The sequence below is a fragment of the Kitasatospora gansuensis genome (assembly GCF_014203705.1).
Taxonomy (GTDB): domain Bacteria; phylum Actinomycetota; class Actinomycetes; order Streptomycetales; family Streptomycetaceae; genus Kitasatospora; species Kitasatospora gansuensis.
In genome coordinates this window covers 7,943,263-7,967,576 of sequence record NZ_JACHJR010000001.1, presented here as the reverse complement: position 1 = coordinate 7,967,576, position 24,314 = coordinate 7,943,263, and the positions used below count along the sequence as shown (strand labels likewise).

The 24,314-nt window shown below is 71.2% G+C and carries 27 protein-coding genes; 17 read left to right on the top strand and 10 right to left on the bottom strand.

Going from position 1 to position 24,314, the window contains the following annotated elements:
• Positions 1–189: 189 nt before the first annotated feature.
• Entirely contained in the window at positions 190–963 is a 774-nt protein-coding gene (locus F4556_RS35870; protein ID WP_184923710.1) for a maleylpyruvate isomerase family mycothiol-dependent enzyme, read from the bottom strand.
• A gap of 277 nt (positions 964–1,240) precedes the next feature.
• Here F4556_RS35870 and F4556_RS35865 point away from each other — a divergent pair, with 277 nt between their 5' ends.
• The gene (locus F4556_RS35865) at positions 1,241–2,047 is read left to right on the top strand and encodes a S1 family peptidase (protein ID WP_184923708.1); all 807 of its coding nucleotides are present in this window, start codon (positions 1,241–1,243) and stop codon (positions 2,045–2,047) included.
• A gap of 46 nt (positions 2,048–2,093) precedes the next feature.
• Positions 2,094–3,443: an erythromycin esterase family protein gene (locus F4556_RS35860; RefSeq protein ID WP_184923707.1), complete on the top strand. Its 1,350-nt coding sequence runs from the start codon at positions 2,094–2,096 to the stop codon at positions 3,441–3,443.
• 32 nt (positions 3,444–3,475) lie between these two features.
• On the opposite strand, the gene F4556_RS35855 is transcribed toward F4556_RS35860, so the two are convergent.
• On the bottom strand, positions 3,476–3,637 hold the full coding sequence (locus F4556_RS35855; protein ID WP_281403680.1) for an ATP-binding protein: 162 nt from the start codon (positions 3,635–3,637) through the stop codon (positions 3,476–3,478).
• A 78-nt stretch (positions 3,638–3,715) separates the two neighbouring features.
• Between F4556_RS35855 and F4556_RS35850 the strand changes: the two genes are divergently transcribed.
• The 7 genes from F4556_RS35850 to F4556_RS35820 all read left to right on the top strand — a co-directional run bounded on the left by F4556_RS35850 (position 3,716) and on the right by F4556_RS35820 (position 8,761).
• Positions 3,716–4,081: a site-specific integrase gene (locus F4556_RS35850; RefSeq protein WP_246512017.1), complete on the top strand. Its 366-nt coding sequence runs from the start codon at positions 3,716–3,718 to the stop codon at positions 4,079–4,081.
• On the top strand, positions 4,057–4,506 hold the full coding sequence (locus tag F4556_RS35845; RefSeq protein ID WP_184923703.1) for a site-specific integrase: 450 nt from the start codon (positions 4,057–4,059) through the stop codon (positions 4,504–4,506). Before F4556_RS35850 ends, F4556_RS35845 begins: the two co-directional genes overlap by 25 nt.
• Before the next feature lie 57 nt (positions 4,507–4,563).
• Entirely contained in the window at positions 4,564–5,190 is a 627-nt protein-coding gene (locus tag F4556_RS35840) for a DUF6000 family protein (protein WP_184923701.1), read from the top strand.
• A gap of 219 nt (positions 5,191–5,409) precedes the next feature.
• Positions 5,410–5,583 carry a hypothetical protein gene (locus F4556_RS35835; protein ID WP_184923699.1) on the top strand — a complete coding sequence of 58 codons (174 nt, stop codon included), beginning with the start codon at positions 5,410–5,412 and terminating at the stop codon, positions 5,581–5,583.
• Between the two features lie 106 nt (positions 5,584–5,689).
• The gene (locus F4556_RS35830) at positions 5,690–6,904 is read left to right on the top strand and encodes a hypothetical protein (RefSeq protein WP_184923697.1); all 1,215 of its coding nucleotides are present in this window, start codon (positions 5,690–5,692) and stop codon (positions 6,902–6,904) included.
• A 332-nt stretch (positions 6,905–7,236) separates the two neighbouring features.
• Entirely contained in the window at positions 7,237–7,764 is a 528-nt protein-coding gene (locus F4556_RS35825; RefSeq protein WP_184923695.1) for a hypothetical protein, read from the top strand.
• A 154-nt stretch (positions 7,765–7,918) separates the two neighbouring features.
• On the top strand, positions 7,919–8,761 hold the full coding sequence (locus F4556_RS35820; protein WP_184923693.1) for an IS5 family transposase: 843 nt from the start codon (positions 7,919–7,921) through the stop codon (positions 8,759–8,761).
• 139 nt (positions 8,762–8,900) lie between these two features.
• On the opposite strand, the gene F4556_RS35815 is transcribed toward F4556_RS35820, so the two are convergent.
• Positions 8,901–9,683 (bottom strand): class I SAM-dependent methyltransferase, encoded by a 783-nt coding sequence (locus F4556_RS35815; protein ID WP_184923691.1) that lies wholly within the window; start codon positions 9,681–9,683, stop codon positions 8,901–8,903.
• A 237-nt stretch (positions 9,684–9,920) separates the two neighbouring features.
• The gene (locus F4556_RS35810) at positions 9,921–10,355 is read right to left on the bottom strand and encodes a hypothetical protein (protein ID WP_184923689.1); all 435 of its coding nucleotides are present in this window, start codon (positions 10,353–10,355) and stop codon (positions 9,921–9,923) included.
• A gap of 283 nt (positions 10,356–10,638) precedes the next feature.
• Here F4556_RS35810 and F4556_RS35805 point away from each other — a divergent pair, with 283 nt between their 5' ends.
• Positions 10,639–11,619, top strand: a complete 981-nt coding sequence (locus tag F4556_RS35805) for an LPXTG cell wall anchor domain-containing protein (protein ID WP_184923687.1) — start codon at positions 10,639–10,641, stop codon at positions 11,617–11,619.
• Between the two features lie 206 nt (positions 11,620–11,825).
• On the opposite strand, the gene F4556_RS35800 is transcribed toward F4556_RS35805, so the two are convergent.
• The gene (locus F4556_RS35800) at positions 11,826–12,035 is read right to left on the bottom strand and encodes a cold-shock protein (protein WP_184923685.1); all 210 of its coding nucleotides are present in this window, start codon (positions 12,033–12,035) and stop codon (positions 11,826–11,828) included.
• A gap of 251 nt (positions 12,036–12,286) precedes the next feature.
• Between F4556_RS35800 and F4556_RS35795 the strand changes: the two genes are divergently transcribed.
• Positions 12,287–13,198, top strand: a complete 912-nt coding sequence (locus tag F4556_RS35795; protein ID WP_313069094.1) for a phytoene/squalene synthase family protein — start codon at positions 12,287–12,289, stop codon at positions 13,196–13,198.
• Positions 13,199–13,241: 43 nt separating this feature from the next.
• Here F4556_RS35795 and F4556_RS35790 read toward each other — a convergent pair whose 3' ends face one another.
• Positions 13,242–13,466, bottom strand: coding sequence for a hypothetical protein (locus F4556_RS35790; protein WP_184923681.1), 225 nt, complete (start codon positions 13,464–13,466; stop codon positions 13,242–13,244).
• A 157-nt stretch (positions 13,467–13,623) separates the two neighbouring features.
• Between F4556_RS35790 and F4556_RS35785 the strand changes: the two genes are divergently transcribed.
• Both F4556_RS35785 and F4556_RS35780 read left to right on the top strand, forming a co-directional pair.
• The gene (locus F4556_RS35785; RefSeq protein WP_184923679.1) at positions 13,624–14,379 is read left to right on the top strand and encodes a sugar isomerase domain-containing protein; all 756 of its coding nucleotides are present in this window, start codon (positions 13,624–13,626) and stop codon (positions 14,377–14,379) included.
• On the top strand, positions 14,376–15,341 hold the full coding sequence (locus tag F4556_RS35780; RefSeq protein WP_221503781.1) for an N-acetylglucosamine kinase: 966 nt from the start codon (positions 14,376–14,378) through the stop codon (positions 15,339–15,341). Before F4556_RS35785 ends, F4556_RS35780 begins: the two co-directional genes overlap by 4 nt.
• Here F4556_RS35780 and F4556_RS35775 read toward each other — a convergent pair.
• The 3 genes from F4556_RS35775 to F4556_RS35765 form a co-directional block, all read right to left on the bottom strand.
• Positions 15,326–15,493: a hypothetical protein gene (locus F4556_RS35775; RefSeq protein WP_184923677.1), complete on the bottom strand. Its 168-nt coding sequence runs from the start codon at positions 15,491–15,493 to the stop codon at positions 15,326–15,328. The genes F4556_RS35780 and F4556_RS35775 overlap by 16 nt on opposite strands.
• A 77-nt stretch (positions 15,494–15,570) precedes the next feature.
• Entirely contained in the window at positions 15,571–17,184 is a 1,614-nt protein-coding gene (locus F4556_RS35770) for an FAD-binding oxidoreductase (protein WP_184923675.1), read from the bottom strand.
• 85 nt (positions 17,185–17,269) lie between these two features.
• Positions 17,270–18,259 (bottom strand): GlxA family transcriptional regulator, encoded by a 990-nt coding sequence (locus tag F4556_RS35765; protein WP_184923673.1) that lies wholly within the window; start codon positions 18,257–18,259, stop codon positions 17,270–17,272.
• A gap of 71 nt (positions 18,260–18,330) precedes the next feature.
• Between F4556_RS35765 and F4556_RS35760 the strand changes: the two genes are divergently transcribed.
• On the top strand, positions 18,331–19,587 hold the full coding sequence (locus tag F4556_RS35760) for an MFS transporter (RefSeq protein WP_313069092.1): 1,257 nt from the start codon (positions 18,331–18,333) through the stop codon (positions 19,585–19,587).
• A gap of 17 nt (positions 19,588–19,604) precedes the next feature.
• On the opposite strand, the gene F4556_RS35755 is transcribed toward F4556_RS35760, so the two are convergent.
• Positions 19,605–20,537: a DUF1444 domain-containing protein gene (locus F4556_RS35755; RefSeq protein ID WP_184923669.1), complete on the bottom strand. Its 933-nt coding sequence runs from the start codon at positions 20,535–20,537 to the stop codon at positions 19,605–19,607.
• Between the two features lie 244 nt (positions 20,538–20,781).
• Here F4556_RS35755 and F4556_RS35750 point away from each other — a divergent pair, with 244 nt between their 5' ends.
• From F4556_RS35750 to F4556_RS35740, 3 genes are all read left to right on the top strand, one after another.
• Positions 20,782–21,657, top strand: coding sequence for an SGNH/GDSL hydrolase family protein (locus F4556_RS35750; RefSeq protein WP_184923667.1), 876 nt, complete (start codon positions 20,782–20,784; stop codon positions 21,655–21,657).
• Between the two features lie 182 nt (positions 21,658–21,839).
• On the top strand, positions 21,840–23,375 hold the full coding sequence (locus F4556_RS35745) for a carboxylesterase/lipase family protein (protein ID WP_184923665.1): 1,536 nt from the start codon (positions 21,840–21,842) through the stop codon (positions 23,373–23,375).
• A 129-nt stretch (positions 23,376–23,504) separates the two neighbouring features.
• Positions 23,505–24,239, top strand: coding sequence for a 3-oxoacyl-ACP reductase family protein (locus tag F4556_RS35740; protein WP_184923663.1), 735 nt, complete (start codon positions 23,505–23,507; stop codon positions 24,237–24,239).
• The last annotated feature ends 75 nt before the right edge of the window (positions 24,240–24,314 follow it).

The following is a 24,314-nucleotide window of genomic DNA, read 5'->3' as shown; positions in this document are numbered from 1 at the left end:
CGGCGAATCCGATATCTGGGACTGCCCCGCCCAGGCGGGGGCAACGGCCCCCATACCCTCCCCTTCTCGGGGTTGATGCGGGGGCCATTTCATCGTTTCCGAACCTTGGCATGCCGCCTGGGCGGCGTCCTCCCGGGCCCGCGCATGGGGGATCAGGTCATCGTCCGACAGCCGGCGTCGACCCTCTTGTTACTCGTTCGGGTCCCACTCCGCGAGCTGCTCCATCGACTCGGTGTCGCCGGTGGTCTCCAGGCCGTCGAACGGGATGCGCGCGTAGAAGTAGAGGACCAGTTCGCTCGCTGTGCCTCGCACCGTCAGGTCGCCCGGCTCCGCGTCGGCGGCGAGGTCGTCGCAGCGGACGCCGTCGGCGTTGAGGGTCAGGCGCCAGGAGCCGCCCTCGGTCGCGTGCAGGTCGATGGTCGCGGGCTTGAACGGCCAGGGGACGTTCGTCGCCGAGACGGTCGTCAGGAACTCGTCGACGCCCTCGACCGCGACGTCCGTCGGCAGCGGCTGCGCGGCCCCCTGGGTGAGCAGGGCGTCGTAGGTGTGGACGGCGAACTCCTGGATCTGGTGCCGGGCCACGGCTCCGCTGGTCTCCGGGGCCTGCGAGCGGCCCCACCAGGTCCAGCAGCCGCGGTCCGGGCCGGCCTCGCGCATCGCGTCGAGCATGAGCTCGGTCGCCTCGGCGAGCCAGGCGTCCAGGGCTTCGCGGTCGCGGGGTGCGGTCGGGGCGCCCTTCGGGTCCGTCCTCGCCGGGGGCTCGGCGCCCGGGCCCGCCGCGACGATGGCGGCCTGGCGGCGGCGGCCGTCGCCGAGGTGCTGCGCCAGTTCGCGCAGCGTCCAGTCCGGGCAGGTCGGGACCTGGACGTCAAGGTCGGGGGCGGACGCGATCGCGGCGCGGAACGCGGCCGAGCGGTCTTCGATCAGCCGCAGGACCTCGGGGAACTCCAAGACTTTTTTCACGTCGGTTGTGTATCACGGCGCTGCAGCCGCCCGGTAGCGAATTTGTCGGACGAACGCGTCGACGGCCGGGCGGAGCGTCGGCGCCGAAGCCGTCCTGAACTTCCACGCCCTGCTCGCCAACGGCGACTTCGAGGTGTAGCGGGCTACACCACCCGCCGGGGGCTGTCCCCACTCTCCAGGAGACAGTCAGCCGGGTGGATCGGTGGATCTTGAGCCAGCAGGCTGAACACGTCCGGATGTTCGAGGAAAGGAACTCCCCTTGTTCAGCTTGAACTTGATGCACCGTCGTGCCGTGCGCGCCACCGCCGTCGCCGCTCTCGCCGCCGCGTCGTGCGCCACCCTGCTGACCGGCAGCGCCGAAGCGATCGTCAACGGGGCGGACTCCAGCGGGCGTTACCCGTTCATGGCGTCGATCCCGATGACCGTCCCGGGTGTCCTGGACGACGGGGTCTGCGGGGCGTCACTGATCGATCGGCAGTGGGTGCTGACGGCGGCTCACTGCGTGGCGGAGAAGGCGGCCGTGCTGGACGGCACCGTCCGGATCGGCAGCACACAGCGGCATTCCGGCGGCACCGTCCGGACCATCGACCGGACGGTGGTCCACCCGGGCTACCTGAACGGCGAGGGCCGGGCCGCCAACCGGGACGACATCGCCCTGATCCGCCTGGACCGGCCGGTCGCCCAGCAGCCCGTCAGGATCGCGGAACGGCCCGGACGACCCGGCACCCCGACCCGTCTGCTGGGCTTCGGCACCGTCGTCGACATCACCGAGCTCGGTGACGCGCGGTTCGCCGACCGGCTGCAGGAACTCGACGCCCGACGGGGCGCCGACGCCGAGTGCGCCCCCGGCTGGGCCGGCCCGACCCGGCTCTGCACGGTCAGCCGCGTGCCGGATGCGATGGCGTGCTTCGGCGACTCCGGCGGACCGCAGATCCAGCGCGGCCGGGGCGGGCGCTGGGAGTTGGTCGGCACCACGTCCGGCCCGGGCGCCCCGGGCCTGGCCTGCTCGGCCGGACCGGGCCTGTACAGCAACGTGCCCGCGTACGCGGACTGGATCCGACGGACCATCAGCGCCGGCGTCTGATCCGTAGTCGTCCTTCCATGGGACACCGAACCGAGGAACGATCAGCATGACGACGTACAAGCATTCATTCGGCCGCCGGGGACTGCTCGCCGCGACGGCCGGTCTGGTGGCCACCGCCCTGCTCGCCCCGGCGGCCTCCGCGACATCCGCCACCACGACCAACGACCGGCAAGCCGCCGCGCTCCGCGCGATCGAGCGGGCCGCCCACCCCCTGCGATCGACGGAACCCGGCGGCCGCACCACCGACCTCCGGGCGCTGGGCACCATGATCGGTGACGCCAAGGTGGTCGGGCTGGGCGAAGCCACCCACGGCTCGCACGAGTTCTTCGCCATGAAGGAACGCGTCTTCCGCCACCTCGTCGAGGAGAAGGGCTTCACCACCTTCGCGCTGGAGATGAGCTGGACGGCCGGACTGCGGATCGACGAGTACCTCCAGGGCGGCAGCGGCGACGCCCGGCAGATCGCCAAGGAGACCCTCGCCGGATCCCCTTGGGAACGCGAGGAGTTCGTCAGCCTCATCGCCTGGATGCGGCGGCACAACGACCGGCACCCCGGGCGGAAGGTCCACCTCATGGGCAACGACGTCGGCGCGCCCAAGCTCGGCGACGCCGTCTTCGAACGGGTCACCTCCCATGTCCGCGCGAGCCATCCCCGGGATCTCACACGGCTCGAGGAACTGTATGCGGGTCTGCGCCCCCTCGACGACGTCTTCTCCTACCTGGGCAGGCCCCTTGTCGAGCGACGCCGCAACGCCACCACCGCCCAGCTCGCACTCGACCTGGTCACCGCGCACAAGGGCACCGGCGGCGAAGCCTACGAATGGGCGGAGCAACACGCCCGCAGCATCGCCGACACCTTCGCGTTCGCCTCACTCGACCTGTCCGACCCGGAGTCGGTGTCCGCCGCGGAGCACCTGCGTGACCGGGTCATGGCCGACAACACCACCTGGTGGCACCGCCGTACCGGCGACAAGATGCTGCTGTCGGCGCACAACGGGCATGTGGGCTACCTCTCCACCAACCCCGTGATGTACCCCACGACGCAAGGCACGTTCCTGCGCAACGCCCTCGGCCGCAGCTACGCCGCCATCGGCTTCACCTTCAACGGGGGATCGTTCCTGACCGCCACCACCCTCGGCGGGCCCTGGGGCAAGGTCACCGTTTCCCCGGCCGCCCCCGGCATGCAGGAGTACACCCTCGACCGGGTCCGCCACCGCGACTACTACCTCGACCTGCGCACGCTGCCGGCCGCCGGGCGTACGTGGCTCGACACGCCCCGCCCCGTCTACGAGGCCGGTTCCTCCTTCAAGAACGACCCGCTCCCCACGCTGGCCATCGGCCAGGCGTACGACATGCTCATCCACCTCCACCAGGTCCACGAAGCCGGCAAGATCTGACCCCGTCCACCAGGGCGATGCCGGTGCGCTGCTCAACTCCCGGACGGAATACGGGCGGTGAGCAGCGCACTGGCATCGCTCGGCTCGACCGCCAGGGCTCCGCCGTGGGCGGTGGCGATCTCCCGCGCTATGGCCAGGCCAAGCCCGGAGCCGCCGACCGCGCGGGTGCGGGCGTCGTCGAGGCGGGTGAACACGAAGTTATCTGGACAGATCACCTGATTCAGCGACGGTGCCGGCCGCACGGGGTGCGTATGGTTCCGGCCGTGCGAGTAATGAAGGTGCCCGACGCTGCGGCCGGTCAGCCGCAGGTGCGGCTGATGGATACAGCTGGTGAGCCGGTGGTCGAAGTCGATGACTTCCTGCGGTTATTGGCCGTGCGGGCGTACTCGAGGGACACTGTCCGCGCCTACGCGTACGACCTCCTGAAGCTGTACCTGTTCTGCGAGGAACGCGGTATCACAGCAGCCGAGTTCACGCCGGCGAGGGCGATGGAGTTTCTGGAGTGGCTGCGGCTGGTGTCGTCGTCTCGGCGCGCGCAGCGCCTCGAGCTTGGCGTCGCGAGGAGCGGGGGCCGGCTGCTGTCGCCGAAGACGTCAACCGGGTACTCGCCGCGGTGTCGCCGTTCTACGAGTTCCTGATCGCCAGTGAGCGGTACACCGGCCGGGACAACCCGGTCGTCAAGAAGGTCGACCAGGCCGCGGCACGAGTACCGGACCGGTACCGGCCGCCGCTGGCGAATGCGCGACGACAGCAGCCGGTACGCCGTGTCCTGCGAGTCAAGACGGTGGAACCGGTCCCGCGGCCGATGCCGGCAGGCGTCTACCGAGCGCTCGTCGACGAGCTGCGGACCCGTCGAGACCTGGCATTGCTGGAGTTGATGTGGGAGGGCGGGCTTCGTCCAGGCGAAGTGCTGGGGCTGCAACTGGAGGACATCTCTTATGGACAGCGCCGGGTGGCGGTCTGCAAACGAGACGGTCATCACGTAGGCGTTCAGTGCCGCCAGTGCCCGCCCCTCCCACAGATCGACCACCTCGGCGAACCGCACGACGAGCCCGCCGAGTGAACGGGGCAGCCGAGAAATGCACTGGTCAGAGAGCTTTGCACAGGGCAGGATGCGGCCATGCGCTACGTCCACGAGGATCCTGAGCTGCAAGCTCTCGTCCACCGCTACGTCACGCCCGACCGGCGCTACCTCAAACTCGGCGGCAGCCTCGGTCGCATGACCGGGCCTGAACGTGCCAAGTTCGCACGGGCGCTCGGCGAGGCTGCCGCCGACATCACCCCACGTGAGCTGACCGTCCTGCTTGAGGGCGGGTGGCGCGAGCGTAAGACCGCAGCCTGGTTCATCGCCGTCGCCCGCAGAACCGAGTTCCGCGAACGCCTCGGCGAACTGCTGCTTGCCAGCGAGGTCTGCTTCGCAGGCTCGGCCTACTCCGTCGCCCTCGCTACCTTCGGAACTTCTGCCGACGCAGACCTGTTGGCCGCCTACCTCGATCGCTACCTGCGACGCCCCGACCTCTACTACGACCAGACAGCCGCCATCGGCGCACTCCTGCACCTCGACACCAGGCTCGGTGCCGATCGAGCAGCTCGGTTCCTGGCTCCAGACGGCCTGTGGCACCAGTGGATTGACGGGCCACCCCGCAAGGAGCACCACCACACGCCGGACAGCTACCGGGAGAGCATCGGCCAGTTCTGTGTCTTCGCCGATGAGAGCACCGAGCATTGCACGGCAAAGCGCCGATGAGACCGTCCTCGGAAGGGTGACACCTGATCGAAGGAACTGACTGCCACGCAACTCAAAGTTGTCCAGATAACGCTCGAAGACCCGCTCCCGCTCCCCGCCGTCACCCGAACCAGCACCGCGCCGTGCGCGTGGCGGCAGGTGTTGTCCAGCAGGTTCCGCAGCAGTCGCTCCAACTGTAGGGCGCTGCCCGCAACTTCGACCCGACCCTCACCCTCCGAGGTGATCCGCAGCCCAGCCGTCCGGGGCAGGTGGCGGTACTCCTCGACCAGGTCGAACGCCAGCCCCGCCAGGTCGACCATCTCGTCCGGCCGGGCCCCGGCGGCCGTACTGGCCACGGCGACCGACTTCCACCTGGCCTACACCGCCGAGGGGTTCACGGTGCTCCGCCGCTGACGGGACGTCAGTCAGTCGTGGGGAGAGCGAAGTCTCGCCTACCGACCACGAGTTCAGCTCCGAATCAGCGCGGCGCTATTGTCAGCCGCAGGCGAAGCAGTGGACCATGGCGGGCATGGAGGCGGGGGCGAGGGAAGCGGCCAGGCGGGTCATCGAGCAGAACGACGAGCTGGCCTGTCGGCGGTCGTACGAGCAGCTGGCGGACCTCGGGCGTGAGGCCAGGGAAGTCGTCGAGTACCTCGGCCCGTGGCGTGAGAACGGCACCAACCTGCTGGGCAGACCGAAGCCGGACGCCCTGAACGCGCTCCGGCGAGCCTGCCGGTGGGCGCTCGGCAGCCAGTCACCCCTCCCCAACGCCGGGGTCACGTACACGTACCAGGGCTCGCCGCCAGAGGCGTGGCTCTTTGCCCTGTCGGCCGTGGACCAGCAGCGCCTCCGGTGGGTGGAGGACGGTGTCGTCACCTCCCGCCGGTACTTCGACACCGCGCTGACCACCGCTCTCCAGCGTGCCCAGTGGATGGCCGCGTTGTACTCCGGGCTGACGATCGTGCGACCGCTCATCGACGTGCCCGAGGAACGGGACCCGCCCCGGCACGGACGTCTCAGGGACGGCATAGTCGGCCGCGCGCTGTGCGAGGAGATCGCGGAACAGCTCACGGCCGGGCAGGCGCTCCGGAGCGCAGCGGCTGCCGGGGAGCAGGTCGTGCCCGCCATCCGGGCGTGGGTCGCGGCGACTGCTGCGGTCCTCGATCGCGGCCTGACGAATGATGAGGTAGGCGATCGCCTGCGACTGGTGACCGGGGGGCTCCGGTTCTGCGAGGGGCGGGTCGTACCCCACCCGACGGCGCTGGCCGACGCCTGTCTGACGCTCGGCCTGGAGTATCTCGAGAAAGTGGAGCAGCAGATGCCGGACCACATCGAAGCGTCGGGCCAGGGCCCGCAACGGGCACCGGTCACCGTCTACGGCAACGTGGGCGCCATCAACAGTCAGGTGACGAACAGCAGTTTCGCGGTGGCCGAGACGATCCGGAGCATCGGCGTGACCATCGGCACCCTCGACCGTGACGGACAGGGCGAGACCGCGACCGCCATCCAGGAACTCACCCAGGCCATCCAGCAGGACCCCGCACTCGCGGAGCGGCGCGCCGAACTCCTCGACCACGTCGCCGACGTCGCCGAGGCAGCCGCCGAACCGGACCGTCCCCGCGCACTCAGCCGGGCCCGCCTGGCCATGGCCGCCATCACCGGCGCGGCCGGCGCCTCCACCCAGCTCGCCCAGACCCTGGCTCTCTGGCAGGACACCCTCGGCCGCTTCTTCTGAGCCTCGGCGGCCCGCACCAACTCCCGGTGCTCAGCGTGTCGTTAACGTCCGGCGCGGGATTGTGCGACAGCGTCGGCCACCAGCCCGGGGGGCGGCCTTCACGAGCTGTTGGACGTAGTCGCCAAGCGTCGAAATGCCGGTACGGTCGTAGCGACGGCGTCTGGCAGCTCCAGCAGGTACGCCTGGTTGCCTTGGGCCAGTTCTGGCTTGTCGTCGTCGATCGTTGCGTCCGCGCTGATGGTCAGCCCATCAGATGTCGCGGTGACCGTCTCCCTGATGGCTCATCTGCCTCCGGCGTCTGGGCGTCAGCATCAGCCGGTAGCGTCGGACGGGTGACCGATGACGTCGTTGTCTGGAACCAGCTCACCGCCCTGCTACCGGAGGCCGAGGCCCAAGAGGTCCGGGACTGCTGGAGCATCGGGGAGCAGGAGGCGGGGCTCGGCCTGCTCGTCTCCGGGATCCTCGCCCATCAAGTACCGATCAGCGAGACGGTCAGGGCGCAGATCTCCGTACTCGCGGAAATATGGGGCGAGGGGGAGACACTTACGCCCCGGATCCTCCAATGCTGTGGAGATAACCTGCCAGCCCATCTGAAGGTACTTGAACACGGCGGCGGTATCGAGAAGCCGGCGGGTGGGTTCGGCCAGGACCCGGTCGGCGTCGTCCTCGTCCCGTGGATCGCCTGCACGAGATGCAGCCAGGTCCTGATGCGCGCCCACAACCGAGAACGCTGGGGAGGTCTCTCCTACGTCGCTCACCACTACGTGATCACGTCACCGGACGGCGCCCATGGCCCCTCGGGTCTTCCCAGCCGAGTCCGCCAGCATCACCTTCGCCGCCATCCTGAAAGAGTGCACTGAGCCCGCGAACGACCGCTGACTCGGAGGCGTCCGACCAAAAGAACTGGCGTCTTAGAGCTCGCGCAGATAGGCGGTGCCCTGGACGCCGGCAGCAAGGCGGGCACAGGCCCCGGTGATCATGGAGTTACGACGCTCTGTGACCACTGGGGGACCTGTGCCCGTCCTGCCATCATGGCTGACCGACCCGCTCTGGGACCAATTCGCGGCGCTGCTGCCCGAGCACCCGACGGTCGATCCCGCCCATCCGCTGGGCTGCCACCGCCCCCGCATCAGCAACCGGATCGTCTTCGACAAGCTGCTGCAACTGCTGCGCTTCGGCTGCTCCTACCAGGCGATCGCCGACACCACCTGTTCCGCGACCACGATCCGCAACCGCCGCGATGAGTGGATCCGGCTCGGCATCTTCGCCCGGCTCAAGCAGATCGCGCTGGAGTCCTACGACCGGATCGTCGGACTCGTGCTCGACCAGATCGCCGTCGACGGCTCCATCACCAAGGCCCCCGGCGGCGGCGAGGTCGCCGGGCGCTCACCCGTCGACCGCGGCAAACAGGGATTGAAACGCTCGGGCATGACGGATGGTTACGGCATTCCGCTGGGCAGGGTCCTGGCCGGAACGAACCGACACGACTCCCCACTGCTCGCCCCGACCCTGGACCTGCTGGACGACCTCGGGCCGCTGCCCGACGACGTCACCGTGCACCTGGACGCCGGTTACGACTCGGACAAGACCCGCACCGAACTCGCCGCCCGCCACCTGCACGGCCGCATCGCGCACAAGGGCAAGAAGGCGCCCATCCAGGCAAGCCAGCGGTGGCACGTCGAGCGCACCCACGCCTGGCAGAACGCCTTCCACCGCCTCGCCCGCTGCTACGAACGCCGCACCAGCGTCATCGAAGCCTTCTTCGACCTCGCCGACACGATCATCACCGTCCGTAGCCTGATCCGCCGGGCCTGGACCACCCACCGCTGGGACACACGCCCCCGACGCCGACCATGAGCAGCCCCCTGTCCGAGTGGCTGCTTAACGGCTAATCAGCCGGTCAGGGATCGCAAACCGCTTCTTGACGTGACCTCCCGTGTGGGTACGGGCGACCAGCACAGCCGCGGACCTCGAGCAACCGGTCCGGACGCTCTCGCTACCTCCGCCAGTGCGCCTCGATAAGGAAGCGCTGCGAGTAAGCCACGAACGGACCATGGCGCTCAATGAAGGAGTGGAGCTCCGCCAGGCGGTCACGGTAGGCGTCCACCGTGAAGCCGGGGACGATCCAGATCACCTTGCGTAGGAAGTGGACCACCGCCGCGATGTCATGGAACTCCATCCGGAGGGCTTCCTGGCGCACGTCGACGACGTCCAGACCCACCGCCTCCGCGGCGGCCACCGCCGCGATCGGGCTCGTACCGGCGTAGGTGGTGGTCACCGGCATAGGCCGCGACATTAGCGGCTGAGGTCCCATCATAAACTCGGTCAGTTCGCGCACCGAGCCGGAGCCGACCTGTTGGGCCAGGTACACGCCGTTCGGACGCAGCACCCTTCGCACCTCGTCCCAGCGGGTCACCACGGGATGCCGACTGACCACCAGGTCGAACGACTCCTCCGCGAAGGGCAGGTCGGCCGCGTCCTCGGTCTCGACGACGGTCGCGTCGAACTTCGCCAGGGTGCGGCGGGCGATCTCGACGTTCGGGGGCCAGGACTCCGTCGCCGCCAGCAGCGGCGGGGCGATGGGGATCGAGGCCAGCACCTCGCCGCCGCCCGTCTGGATGTCGAGTCCGGCCGCGGCCTTCGCCATCCGCTCGGCAAGCAGCCTCGCGTACCCCCAGGACGGCCGCTGCTCGCTGGCGCGACCGGCGAACCAGGAGAAGTCCCACCCCGCAGTGGGGACGGCCTCGCCTTCCTCCACGAGCTCTTCGAACGTACGCATGGGCCCGAGAATGGCAGGCAAGAGCGGCGCCCGCATCCGAGTTTCGGCGGTTCACCATCCGGGGCGGATCACCTCGCGATTCCTGTGCGCCTCATGAACCATGGCAGCGCAGGCACAAGGCTCCTTGATGAGTCACAGAGCGTCACAACTCTGTGATCACGGAACCTGTGCCTGCTCTCTCTGTCGGCCGACCTGCATGCCGCCTATCCGCGCGACCTCTTAGTAGCTGAACGAGCTCTACCAGGCGGGGCGCTGGTCCTGACGCTCCGTCGAGAATCCGGATGGCACGGTCGTTTCCGTCCGCCACAGCAGGCCGGGCTGGGGCGGGAACTCATCCGTTGCCGGCGCTGGAGGATGCAGACGCCGGTGGCCAGGGAGCGGCACCTCGACCAGCACCCCGTCCCGCATCATCCACAATCCGAAGCAGTCGTCCTCCTCGTCATGGATCAGCACCTGCACGCTCGCCGGATGCGGCCACTCCAGGGACTCCAAGTGCCGCAGCAAGCCCGACCTCGGGCGAACCCGGGTGAACTCGATCATCCACCCGTCCGCGAACATGGCGAGCTGCTCGAACTGACCTTCCCAGCTGCGTGAGTCGTCCGGTCGGGTCAGCGGGTCCATCACCTTGTCCGCGTACTGGGCCAGCACGATCACCTGCGCGATTCTGCTCATGCCGAAGTATCAACGCGGACTGCGGGACGGCTGCAAACCAATTCAGGTACGGAGGTCGCCAGGCTGGCGATTCCTCGGATGCTGGACGGCGTTGTCCTGCGATGGCTCGGCCTCACCACCTCTGGCCAGGGACGATACCCGAGCCCCGGTGTCGGGAGTGTTCAGTTCGGGTGCCTACACTCTCCCTCGGTACAGCCCGGTCGCGAGGTGATCGGGCTGCCGTGGGCTCTCATCCTGGGAACCTGTAACTCTTGGGGGAACAGTGCAGATGAAGCTTCGTCGGATGAGGGCGACCGCGGTGGTCGCGGCCGCGCTCGGCTCGGTGGCCCTTGTGGGCGGCACGCAGGCCCAGGCCGTGGACGGTGACAGTGCTACGGGCGCCTCGGCGAGCGCCTCCGCCTCGGCGAGTACGGACGCGGCAGGAGAGGCGGCCGCATCGTCCGCCCCGAGCGCGTCGGCGAGTACTTCTGCCCTGCCGAGCGCGTCCGCTGGCACTTCCACTTCGCCGAGCGCTTCGCCGGAGCCGTCGCACACTCCGGGCGCGGTGGGCGACCTGCCCCGGCCGTCGCCGGGCAAGGAGTGCCGGGAGTACCCGTTCGGGGAGAACTCCGTCCGGTCCGAGCTGCGCGGCCTTCCCGGCACCATCGTCGCGGGCTCGGGCTGGCACGAGTTCGGCTACCGGGCCACCAACATCTCCGACCGGACGCTGGCTCAGGTCGACCTGAACATCGATCTGGGTGTGGTGCGCAGCGACGGCGTCACAGACGTTGACCAACTCCTGCTGACCCTCCAGTGGTTCGACGTCGCCGACCAGACGTGGAAGAAGGCTCCCAAGGAGATCGCCAACTACGGTCTGTTCGCCGGGGCGAGGGATCTGCGGGCCGGTGAGTACGTGGACGCCCGGATGCGGATCCGGGTCGAGAACGGGGCGCCCGCCGCGAGCGCCTATTTCTTCACCGTCGGCTACTCGCTGGGTGTGGAGGGCAAGTGCGGCCACGGCGCCGCTTACCGGTGGGACTTCAAGGTCGTACCCGCAGGAACCCCGCCGGTCTCGGGCGGGAGTTCGCCCCGTCCGGTGCCGGCAACCCATCCCAGCGCCTCCGCTTCTCCCGTCCCGGCACCGGACCGGGTCTCGCTTCCGGTCGCCGGTCGGTTGGCCAGCACGGGTTCCTCCGACGACACCCCGCTGCTCACGGCCCTCGGCACCGGCGCGGTACTGCTCGGCACCGGCACAGTCGTCCTCGCGCGTCGTCGCACCCGCTGAGCAACTATCCCCTGTACCCGTGGGGTAGTCGAGGATCGCGAACACCAGGATCAGCACCGTTGACGGAACGACGAACAGCCGGGCGCCGTCGCCCAGACAGGCCGACAGCGTGTCCCCGCGCGACCTGCTGAGAAAGGCCGGGCCCCGCACCGGGCGGGGCACGCGACGAGGTGCGGGCGGCCGGCTGCCGCTCGCGTGGGGAGGGTTCAGTCCTCCAGGACCCGGAGCATTTCCGCCTGCGGGCCCTTCGGGCCCTGGGTGATCTCGAACTCCACCCGCTGGTTCTCCTCCAGGCTCCGGTATCCACCGCTCTGGATCGCCGAGAAGTGCACGAACACGTCCGGGCCTCCGTCGTCCTGGCTGGCGAAGCCGTAGCCCTTCTCCGCGTTGAACCACTTCACAGTGCCTGTTGCCATCGTTGCCAGTCCTCCGGCTCGTGCCACGGCGCACGCGTGGGCGCGCCGACCGAGCCCCGGGTGACGGGGCCACGGCAGTCGATGATCTCCCGCTCCGGTCAGGGGAGATGGGGGACCCGCCCACGGTTTCACCCGTCCGAATGAACACCTCCGACGAACCGTCAGTCCTCGGACGGCATGCCCCCGGGAGCAGGTCGTCCAGCAGCCGCGGATTAGGCTCGGTGCCTCGGGCGAGAGGATCGGTGGACCGAGTGGGCAGGTGGGAACGGGCGCTGGACGCGGCCGGGGTGCACGACCCCGGACTGCGGGCGGACTACGGACGGCAGCGGCAGCAGGTCGCCGCGTACAAGCGGGAGGTCGCGGTGGCCACCGGCCTGCTGCTGCCCGCCGCGCTGGTCCCGCACGTGATCGCGGCTGCGGCGTTCATGCACCGCACCGACACCCTGCTCGACAGCGGCCCCGCGGCCGACCGCCGGGCGGCGTCCGCCCGCTGGGAGCGGAAGGTCTCCGAGAGTCTCGCCGCCGGGCGTTCCGACAACCCGGAGATCCGGCCGCTGCTGCACAGCGTCGAGGCGCACCCCGGGCTGCGAGACCGTGTCGTGGACTACCTCGCCGCCGCGACCGCGGATCTCGAGTTCGCCGGGTTCGCCACCGAGGACGACTACCAGCGCTACGTGGACGGGTACTCGCTGCCCGCCTTCATGGTCGTGGCCACCCTGCTCGGCCCGGACGGTGACCAGACCGCCTACCGGGCGGCCTGCCGGACGTTCATCGACGCCGGCCAGCGGCTGGACTTCGTCAACGACCTCGCCGAGGACCTGGCGGACGGCCGGCTGACCCTCCCGGCGCAGACCTTGGCCGAGCACGGCGTCACCCGGACCGATCTGGAGCAGGCCAGGACCGGGCCGGCCGTGCTGGCGCTGTTGACCGACCAACTGGACCGGGTGGACCGCACCCTGACGGCGGGCCGGGCAGTCATCGGCCTCGTACCGGCCGCCCACCGGCCGATGGTCCGGTGCCTGGTCCGCGTGGACGAGCTCACCAGCGCCGCCGCGCGCTCCGCCGGCGCGGCTCTGCTGCGCCGGCCGGCGAGTCCTGGCAAGTTCGCCGCGCTCCGACTGCTGGGCCGCGAGTACCTGCGGGCCCGGCGGTCGCCCAGCTGACGGCCCGAGGGCGGCCCTACGGCGGCCCTGGGCGACCGTACGGTCAGCTCGCGGTACCGGAGTCCGGGTCGGAGAAGGTCAGGCCGCCCACGGCGAGCGGTCGGCGGGCCGGACGTGGCACGACGGCCTCCTCGCCGGGCGGCTGCCGGAAGTCGGCGCCCTGCTCGACGGGGGGCAACCGGTGGCCACTGCTCGGCGCCGGGACGGGCGCGTCGGTGGCGGGCTCGGAGAATGCGGGCAGCCCGAGGCTGCGACGGTCGGGGGTCATGTCGATCAGTGTGACAGGTCCGCCGACGGGCCCGACTCCTGGTACCGGATCCACTCCCACGAAGCCCCGGATGGTCTAGTCCACTCGTTGGCAGCAGGTGTACCCGGCCCCATAGTTGGGCAGCACACCGAGCACATCGCCCAACGAGGAGGTCCAGGTGCCCACACCGTCAGCGGCGGAGTTCGCGGCCGCGGCCCACGCCGCCATCGACCGCGTCAGCAAGGAACAGGCCGAAGGGGTGGTCGGGGCCGCCGAGTTGATCGTCGCGGCGCTGGCCGCCGACGGCATCGTGCAGGCGTTCGGCACCGGTCACTCCGAGGCGCTCGCCATGGAGATCGCGGGCCGGGCCGGCGGGCTGGTCCCCAGCAACCGGATCGCCCTGCGCGACGTGGTGCTCTACGGCGGGCGGCCGCTGGAGGCCCTGGCGGGGCCCGAGTTGGAGCGCGGCACCGACTCCGCCGCCCTGCTGTACGAGCTCGCGGCGCCGCACCCGGCCGACGTCTTCGTGCTCGCCTCGAACTCCGGCGTGAACGGCTGCGTGGTCGAACTCGCCCGGCTGGCCAAGGAGAACGGCCACCCGCTGATCGCCATCACCTCCGCCGAGCACACCGCCCGCGTCGAGCCCAAGCACCCGTCCGGCCTGCGGCTGCGCGACCTGGCCGACGTCGCGCTGGACAACGGGGCGCCCTACGGCGACGCCGTGCTGCCGATGAGCGGCGGCGGCCGGGCCTGCGGCATCTCCTCGATCACCGCCGCCCTGCTCGCCCAGCAGATCGTCGCCGAGGTGATCGCGCGGATCGAGGCCGCCGGCGGCGTCCCGCCCGTCTACCTGTCGGCCAACATTCCCGGCGGTGACGAACACAACCGGGTGCTGGAGGCACGCTACGCCGGCCGCATCCGCCGTACCGCGTGACCGGCGCGCCGCTGGTGCTCGGCCTGGACGTCGGCGGCTCCACCACCCGGGTGCTGCTCGCCGACCTGGACGGCCGGGTCCTCGCCGGTGCGGAGGGTGCGGGCGGCAACCCGGTCGCGCACGGCGAGACCGCCGCCGCCCAGCGCATCCTGGACACCCTGCGGGCCGCCCTGGCCGAGGTCGATCCGGCCAGGGTCACGGCCGGCGTGATCGGCCTGGCCGGCGGGCTGATCGTCGCCACCGCCCTCGACCGGGTCTGGTCGGCTGCCGGACTCCTGATCACCCCGCGCCTGGTCAGCGATCTCGAACTCGCCTACGCCGCAGGCACCTTCGGCCCGGCCGGGTCGGTCCTGCTCAGCGGCACCGGCGCGGCGGCGGCCCACTGCCGCGACTTCCGGCCCGTCCGGACCGCCGACGGCCACGGCTGGCTGCTCGGCGACCGGGGCTCCGGCTACTGGCTCGGCCGCGCGGCCGTCGAGACCGCCCTCGCCGCCAACGACCGGGGCGAACTCGACGGCCTCGCCGCCCAGGTGGTCCGCACCCTGGCCGGCCCGCACCCGCCCGGCCCCCGGGCCCGCTCCGCCGTCATCGCCGCCGCACACGCCGACGCCCCCGTCCGGCTGGCCCGGCTCGCCCCGCTCGTCCTGACGGCGGCCACCGCAGGCGACCCGCAGGCCCGCCGGCTGGTCGAACGCGCGGCCGACCACCTGCTCGACTCGCTCGCCACCGTCCGCGCACCGCACTCCGAGCTCCCGGTGGTGCTGGCGGGCGGTGTGCTCGCACCGGACTCCCCGCTCAGCGCCGAAGTGCGCGCCCGCATCGCCGGCCGCTGGCCCGACGCCCCGCTCACCCACGCGGGCAACACCGCGGGCGCGGCCGCCTGGCTGGCCACCCGTCAACTCGGCCCCACCGACGGTGCGTTGCACACCCGGCTGACCACGGGCGATCAGTCCATCAGGTAACGGCGCGGCCCCTCGTAGTAGTAGGTCCGGGCCATGGACAGCTTGACCACCTGACGCCCGGCCGGGTCGCCGTCGACGGCCACGTACCGGGCCCCCACCAGCACTGCCATCAGCAGCAGTCGGCGCGCCCAGGGAAACGTGATCTCGGTCATCCGGCCCATGCTGCCAACCGGACGTCACGGTTCCGATACGGGCCCGTCCGCGAACCGACACACCGTCAGCCGGGCCACTACCCGGGCGGAACGATCGACTGCTTGTGGTGGAAGACGTTCTCCGGGTCCCAGGTCTTCTTGGCCGCCTGGAGTCGCGGGTAGCCGGCCTTGTAGTAGAGGCGCGGGTAGTCCGGGTCGGGGTCGGTGGCGACGCCGAGATCGGTGTCGGGGTAGTTGACGTACGCGCCGTCGGTGTCACCGTCGAGCCCCGGGACGCCCCCGGCGTCGCGGTACACGTCCCGGTAGAAGTCCTGTAGAAAGCCCAGGTGGGCCGGGTCGTCGGCCGGGTTGGTCCAGTACGTCTGGTACTGGAGCTTGAGGATCGAGTCACGCTGCGGGACGGCGGTGTCGGCCGGGGCGACGGCGTTGATCCGGCAGCCGTACGAGTCGACCTGCAGCAGGGTCTGCGACAGGTCCACGTCCGGTACGTCGTGGGTCAGCCAGTGACAGATCGCGGTGATCTGGTGCTCGGTGAACGGCCTGCGGTGGTACGCGGACTTGTACTTGCCGCGCTGGTTGTCGCCGGATCCGTTCAGCGTCATGGTGGCCTGGAACCACGGCAGTTGGCGCCGTTTGTCGGGGTAGGGCAGGAACAGGCCGCCGACGCTGCCGGTCTGCACGGTGGCCCGGGTCCGCATCCCGGCCTCGACCGCACCGAGGAAGCGGTCGAGCGGCCCGACCTCCTCGCCGTCCCACTGCGCGAGCAGGACGACGTTGTCGTTGCTGTGGTGGGTGAGCTTCAGCAGGGTGAACAGGCCCTGGTACGTCGGCTCGTCGGCGGCACTGTGCGCGGCGAAGAACTCGCCGTAGTTCCGCAGGAGTCTGGTCAGGTCCTCGGGTCGCTGCCGGAGCTCGGACCACTTCCAGGCGACGCTGCTCAGCCAGACCCGGGGCGGCGGCTTGGGCAGGTCCGCGGCGAACCAGTAGCGCAGGATGACGCCGAAGTTCCCGCCGCCCGCCCCCGTGTGCGCCCAGAACAGCTCGGCGGTGTCCGACCCCGCCGGATCGTCGCGGTGCGCCGAGGTCACCTCGGGACCGCCGTTCCGGAGCGTGACGACGTCCACCTGCACCAGGTGGTCCACCGTCAGACCGTGCCGCCGGGAGAGCAGCCCGTAGCCCCCGCCGACGATGTGGCCGCCCGCGCCCACCGAGTAGCAGGAGCCGCCGGGGACGGTGACGTCGTACCGGCGGAACAGCGTGGTGTACATGTCCCAGTTGGTGGCGCCCGCCTCGACGCAGTAGGCGGTGTTGCCGTACTTGTCGGTCCCCTTCCGGACGCCGTTCATCGGGCTGATGTCGAGGATGGCGCCACCGTCGTTGGCGACGAAGTCCTCGTAACAGTGCCCGCCGCTGCGGACGGTGGGGCGCAGCCGGCGCTCCAGCGCCTCGCCGACGGCGGTCAGTGCGTCCGTGTCGCCGGTGATCAGCTGGATGTAGCTCGGGTCGCTCGTCCAGCGCTGGTTGAATCCCTGGCTCAGCGTCTCGTACCGTCCGTCACCGCGGACGATCGGCGCGGGCGGCGGGTCGGTGGCCGCCGCCGCACCGGGCGTGCCGGTCGCCAGACCGCCGAGGGTGGAGGCCACGGCTCCCGCGCTGCCCAGAAATCCCCGCCGGGTCACTTTCTGAGCCATGGTCAAACCCCTTTTCCGACAATGGGATTGATGACGAACAATCTCATGGCTGTTCGTTCACGGAGGAGAATACCCGCGACGCTCCCTACCCGGCCTCGTTCACGCGGAAGGCGCGCCGGTACGCGGCGGGCGTGGTGCGCAGGGCCTCGTGGAAGCGTCGGCGCAGGTTGACGGCCGAGGAGAGACCGACCCGGCGGGCGATGGTCTCCACGGGCAGGTCGGTCTCCTCCAGCAGGGCTCGGGTGGCGGCGATCCGCCGGTCCAGCAGCCAGCGGCCGGGGCTGATGCCCAGCTGCTCGGTGAAGCGCCGGGTCAGCGTACGGGCCGAGACCTGGGAGCGGACCGCCATCTCGGCGACGCTGACCGGCTGGTCCAGCCGCCCGGCCAGCCACTCCAGCAGCGGGGCCAGCGAGTCGGGGACCGGTCCGGAGGTGGGCAGTTCGGCGTACTGCAGCTGGCAGCCCTCGCGGTGCGGCGGCATCACCATCTGCCGGGCGATCCGCATCGCGTACGCGGCGCCCTGGTCGGCGCTCACCAGGTGCAGGCAGAGGTCCACGCCCGCCGCCGAACCGGCACTGGTGGCGACGTCGCCGTGGTCCACGTAGAGCACCGCGGGGTCGACCCGGACCTGCGGGAACCGGGCGGCCAGTTCGGCGGCCTGGGCCCAGTGGGTGGCGGCCCGCCGGCCGTCCAGCAACCCGGCGGCGGCGAGCACGAAGGCGCCCGAGCAGATGCCGACGATCCGCGCGCCGCGCCGGTGCGCCCGGCCGACCGCCGCGAGCACCGCCGCCGGAACCTCGGTCCCGGCCGCCTGCTGCCAGCCGGGGACCAGCACGGTGTCCGCGTGCTCCAACGCGTCCAGACCCGCCGTCACCAGCAGGTCGTAACCGGCCTGGGTGCGCACCGGGCCGGGGTGTTCGGTGCAGACCTCGAAGGCGTAGCGGACGGGGTTCGCCGGGCTGTGGTCCCCGAACACCTCGGCCGCGCAGGCCAGCGGGAAGGTGGACTGCGGGGGCTGCAGCAGTGCCACGACCCGGTGCGGCGCACGGGACTTCGGGAGCGAACGAGGCGTCATGGCGCGAAAGTACCCCATCATGTCGTTCCGGACACTGGGATGACCGATTGGTGCAGACCACTATCGACCTTGTGACCACCGTACAGACTCAGCTCCAGACCTCCCCGACCACCCAACTCACCTTGTGGGAGCGACACTTCACGCTCTACTTCACCGCCCGCACGGTCTCGCTGATCGGCGACGCGATGATGCCGGTGGCCGCCGCACTCGCGGTCGGCGCGCTTTACGGGATCTCCGGGGTCGGCTTCGTCCTCGGCACCTGGACCGGGACGTTCGTCCTCCTGGTCCTGTTCGGCGGGGTGTTCGCCGACCGGTTCGGCGCGCGCCGGATGATGGTCGGCGCGGACCTTGCCCGGGTGCTCACCCAGGGTGTGCTGGCGGCCGCGTTCTTCGCCGGACCGCCGCCGTTCTGGCTGCTGGTGACCATGGCGGGTCTGGCCGGTGCGGCCGCCGCGATGTTCCAGCCGGGCGTGAACGGGATGGTCCCGCTGGTCGCCCGCGAGCCCCAACGGGCCAACGCCACCCTCAAGGTGGCCGACGCGCTCGCCCAACTGCTCGGGCCGGCGCTGGCCGGACTGCTGATCACGCTGACCGGCGCCGGGACGGTGTACGCGATCGACGGCGCCACCTTCGTGCTCAGCGCCCTCTGCCTGGCACTCGTCCGCCCCGCCCCTGCGGACCCCATCTCACCTGGCACCCACGGGAGTTCACTCCGCCGCGAGCTGCGCCAGGGCTGGCACGAGTTCCGCTCCCGCACCTGGATGTGGGCGGTGATCCTGATCTGGGTGGGCTACGGCGTGCTGCTGTTCGGCCCGCTGGTGCCGCTCAGCTCGGCGCTGGTCGGCGCCCGGCTCGGCCCGAACGCCTACGGCCTGGCGGTCTCCTCCCTCGGCGTCGGCACGGTGCTCGGCGGCCTGCTGGCACTGCGCCTCCGCCCGGCCCGGCCGCTGGCCGCCGGTGCGGTGGCGATGGCGCTGTTCACCGTGCTGCCGCTCTGCGTGGCGCTCGGCGCCGGACTGCCGGTGCTGCTGGCGTGCCACGTCCTCGGCGGCGGCGCCTGGGCGTTCTGGTCGGTGATGTGGGCGACCAGCGTGCAGACCCACACCCCGCCCGCGGTGCTCAACCGGGTCACCGCGTACGAGCTGGCCGGCTCGGTGTCCGGGATCGCGCTCGGCCAGATCCTGGCGGGACCGGCCACCACGCTGGCCTCCCCCGATCGACTGCTGCTGGTCTCGGCGGGCACCTGCCTGACGGGCTGCGTGGCACTGCTCGCGATCCCGGCGATCCGCACCCTGCGCCGCGCCGCGCCGGGGTCCACCGGACCATGAGCGGACCCCCGCCGCCATTACCCGCCCACGAGCCCCAGCACCGCCGTGCCCTCCTCGGTGAGCTTGACGGGCAGCCCGGCGCCGTCCTGCGTGGCGACCCGGACGAAGCGGCCCTCGTGCCACCAGTACACCGACGGGCTCACCGCGCCCGGCTCCGTGCTGAAGCAGGCCCGGGCGAACTGGGCCATCGCGTGCAACGAGGTGACCACGCTCAGGTCGCGGACGACATGGAAGGCGAGCTGGTGCCGGTGCGGCAGCGCGACCAGGACGCCGTGCGGTGACGCGGCGTCCTGGTAGCGGCCCACGACCTCGTCCAGGACCAGGGCGAGGCTCGGGATGAAGTACGACTCGCCCATCAGGACGTCGAAGTGACTGCCGTCGTCGCCCCGGACCACCTCGTGCCGGTCGATCCGGACGGCGCGCAGGTTCCGCAGCGCGTGTTCGCGGAGCTCCGCCGGGTCTCCCAGCTCGGCGAGGTCGTCGGCGCCCAGCATGTCGACGCTCTCCGGCAGGTCGAGCGCCAGCACCTCCAGCAGCTCCGGGACCGACGCGGGCCCGTACCCGAAGGCCTTCAGGCTCGCGGGCTCGCTCGGGATGAAGCGCGGGTACAGCTGAGCGAGCGCCTGGTCACGCGGCAGGGACCGGACCGCCTTCGGCCGCTCGACCGAACGGACGATCAGATCGACGTGCTCGTCCACCAACGCCCGCCAGGACCGGGGGCCGCGGTTGTCGCCGTGGCACCTCGCCTCGAGATTGCCCAGGCCGCATCCCCAGCCCAGCGTCGTGGTGACCCGGCCCGCCTCGACCGTCACCTCCAGGCCACGTGCCGCGAAAGCCTCCCGAACGTAGCCGCGCAGCCGGGTGGCCTCCCCCTCGGACAGCAGCGTGAGCGCCTGGTCACGCGGGACGTCCGCGCCGTCACGGCGCTCTCTGCGGCGAAAGATGTTCATCGTGTCCCCCGGTCGGTCGGTCGAAGATCTGGATCATAGTGACGCCCGCCCCCGGCGCCGAGCAAGATCTTTCCCCACCACGCACCGTCGAACTTATTGACAGCCCGTCACTCGGCCCACATCCTTACCGCACGGTAGAACCGCCTGGTAACAACGGCGGGAGAGCGAGTCGCCTCCCGCCGGCGCCCCCACGCCCACCCGGCGAGCACCTCTCCCCCACCCACCCCTTCCCGGAGGCACCCCCATGCCGTCGACCGGAACCACACCTGCCCGCACCACCCTCACCGCCCTCGCGCTGACCGCCGCGCTCACCGGTGCCGCGGTGACCGCCGCGAGCCCGGCCGCCGCCCAGACCTCCTACGCGCGCTACGTCGCGCTCGGCGACTCGTACGCCTCCGCCGCCGGCGTGCCGGACCAGATCGACACCGCGTGCGCCCGCTCCAGCCGCAACTACCCGTCGTTGGTGAACGCCGCGCTGGCCCCGGCCGCCCGGGCCGACGTCACCTGCGGCGGGGCCACCACCGCCCACATGACCACCACCCAAAGCGGCTCCGGCGGCCCGCAGTTCGACGCCCTCAACGCCGACACCGACCTGGTCACCCTCACCATCGGCGGCAACGACATCGGCTTCGCCGACATCATCGTGCGCTGCGCCACCCTCGGGCTGTTCTCCGCCAACGGCGCGCCCTGCAAGTCGAGTTACACCAAGTCCGGCGTCGACCAACTGTCCGCGAAGATCGACGCGACGGCCAGCAAGATCGCCGCCACCCTGGACGGCATCCGCCAACGCTCGCCCCGGGCCACCGTCCTGGTCACCGGCTACCCGGCGATCCTTCCCGACAACGGCACCAACTGCTTCTCCACCGTCTCCATCGCCAAGGGCGACGCCCCCTGGCTGCGCGACACCGAGAAGCACCTCAACGCGGTGATCGCCGCCCAGGCCGCCGGCCACGGCGCCCGCTACGTCGACACCTACACACCCTCCATCGGCCACGACGCCTGCAAGCCCACCGGCACCCGCTGGCTCGAGCCGCTCTTCGCCAGCGGCGCGGCCGCCTTCCACCCCAACGCCGCCGGCGAGCAGTCCATGGCCACCGCCACCCTGGCCGCCATCGGCTGATCTCCGCCTGCAGGACGCACATCTGACGGTCCGTCACCCCTCCCGGTGAAAACGGTTGGCCCTCGTCCCGACGCGGTGAAAGGATCCGCGGGGCCGGGGGCCACCCGTGCCCGTGCAGCGGTACCGCGCCCCGGCCGGAGTGGTCGTCCGACCACGCGCGACCCGCTGGAGAGGAAGCCGCCGTGACCGTCACCGCGTCCAAGCCGTCCGAGCCCGGTCCCGAAGTCCGTACGACGGCCGGAGCCCTGCGGGGCAGCCGGGAGGCGGGTCTGACGGTCTTCCGCGGCATCCCGTTCGCCGAACCGCCGGTCGGTGCGCTCCGGTTCGCCGCACCGCAGCCGGTACGCAGCTGGGACGGGGTACGGGCGGCCGTGTCGTACGGCCCGCCGCCCCCGCAGGCCGGGGTGTTCGGCATGGACGCGCCGGCGGCGGGGACGGCCGGTGACGACTGGCTGACCGTCAACGTCTGGTCACCCGACCCGGCCCCGGGCGCGGGTCTGCCCGTCCTGGTGTGGATCCCCGGCGGCGCCTACGTGATCGGCACTTCCAGCCTTCCGGAGTTCGACGGCGGCCGCCTGGCCGCGGGCGGCGCGGTCGTCGTAACGCTCAACTACCGGCTGGGTATCGAGGGGTTCGCGCAGCTCGACGGCGCCCCCGCCAACCGGGGCCTGCTCGACCAGGTCGCCGCCCTGCGGTGGGTGCGCGACAACATCCGGGCGTTCGGCGGCGATCCCGACCGGGTCACGGTCTTCGGCCAGTCGGCGGGCGGCGGTTCGGTCGCCGCGCTGCTGGCCATGCCGAGCGCGGCCGGGCTCGTCCGCCGGGCCGTCGTGCAGAGCATGCCGGGTACCTTCTTCTCGCCCGAGCTGGCCGCCGACATCGCCGCCGCCTGCGCCGCCGAACTGGGGCTGCGGCCCACGGTGGCCGACCTGTCCACGGTGGCCCCGTCCCGGCTGCCCGCCGCCGGTGACGCGGTCGCCGCGAAGATCAGCCGGTGGCGGGAGCGCTGGGGGCGGATCACCCACCGCCCGATCCCGTTCGCCCCCGTCGTCGACGGTGAGGTCCTGCCGACCACGCCCTGGCGGGCGCTGGCCGACGGCGCCGGCCGGGACACCGAGCTCCTGGTCGGCCATGTCCGCGACGAGCACCGGCTGTTCAGCCTGATCGACGGCGTACTCGGCCAGGTGACGCAGGATCAGGCCGAGACCGCCCTGCGCGAACTCGCCCCCGGCCCGGACGGCGCGCAGCGGTACCGTACGGGCTTCCCGGCCGCGGGCCCGGAGCAGCTGTACGAACTGGTCAACGCCGACTGGCTGTTCCGGATGCCGACCCTCCACCTCGCGCACGCGCACACCGCCGCCGGCGGCCGGACCCACGTCTACGAGCTGACCTGGCCCGCCCCGGCCATGGACGGCGCGCTCGGCGCCTGCCACGGCCTCGACGTGCCGCTCGTCTTCGGCAACCTGACCAGCGGTCAGCCTGCCATGCTGATCGGGGAACCCCCCTTCCCGGAGGCGGAGGCGCTGTCCGGGCGGATCCGCGCCGCGTGGACGGCGTTCGCGGCCGACGGTGACCCCGGCTGGCCCGCGTACGACCTCGAACGGCGCCTGGTCCAGCTCCTCGACACACCGTCAACGGTCACCGCCTACCCGGAGGAGACCTCCAGGCTGCTGTGGCAGGACCACGTCTTCCCGGCACTCCCGCTGACCGACCGTTAGCATCGGTTTGTGACGGCGGTATGTCGTCACATGTTGTTCGATGACTCTCGGAATAGAGCCGCGAGCAGCCGGAGTTGTGGCCACTCAGACTACGTAACCGAACAGTTCGGTTCGATTGAGGAGCAGACCATGACTCAGCAGCTCGCGGGGAAGACGGCCCTGGTCACCGGCGGCTCTCGGGGTATCGGAGCGGCGATCGTCCGTCAGCTGGCGGCGGCCGGTGCGGCCGTCGCCTTCACCTACAGCTCCTCGAAGGAGAAGGCGGAGGCCCTCGCCGGTGAGCTCGGCCCGCAAGTCGTCGCACTGCCCGCCGACAGCTCCGACGCCGACGCCCTGGCGGCGGCCGTGGCCGCCACCGTCGAGACCTTCGGCTCGCTCGACATCCTCGTCAACAACGCCGGGGTCGGCCGCTTCGCGCCGCTGTCCGAATTGACCCTCGACGACTTCGACGACATGTTCTCGGTCAACGTCCGGGGGATCTTCGCCGCCGTCAAGGCCGCCGAACCCCACCTCACCAAGGGCTCCCGGATCATCAACATCGGCAGCGTCAACGGAGACGTCTCCCCTTTCCCGGGCCTGTCGATCTACGCGGCCTCCAAGGCCGCCGTGTCCGGGCTCACCCGCGCCCTGGCCCGAGAGCTCGGCCCACGCGGCATCACCGTCAACAACGTCCTGCCCGGCCCCGTCGACACCGACATGAACCCCGCCGACGGCGAGTTCGCCGACGTCGTCACCCCCCTGACCGCCCTCGGCCACTACGGGACCCCCGACGACATAGCCGCGACCGTCGTCTTCCTTTCCTCCCCGGCTGCCCGCTACGTCACCGGCAGCGACTGGACCGTCGACGGCGGCATGACCGCCTGACCCGCCCGAGGGTGACCCCGCCGACGCCGGTCCGCGTCGGCGGGGTCACCCGTTGAGCTCTCGCACCAACCTCGG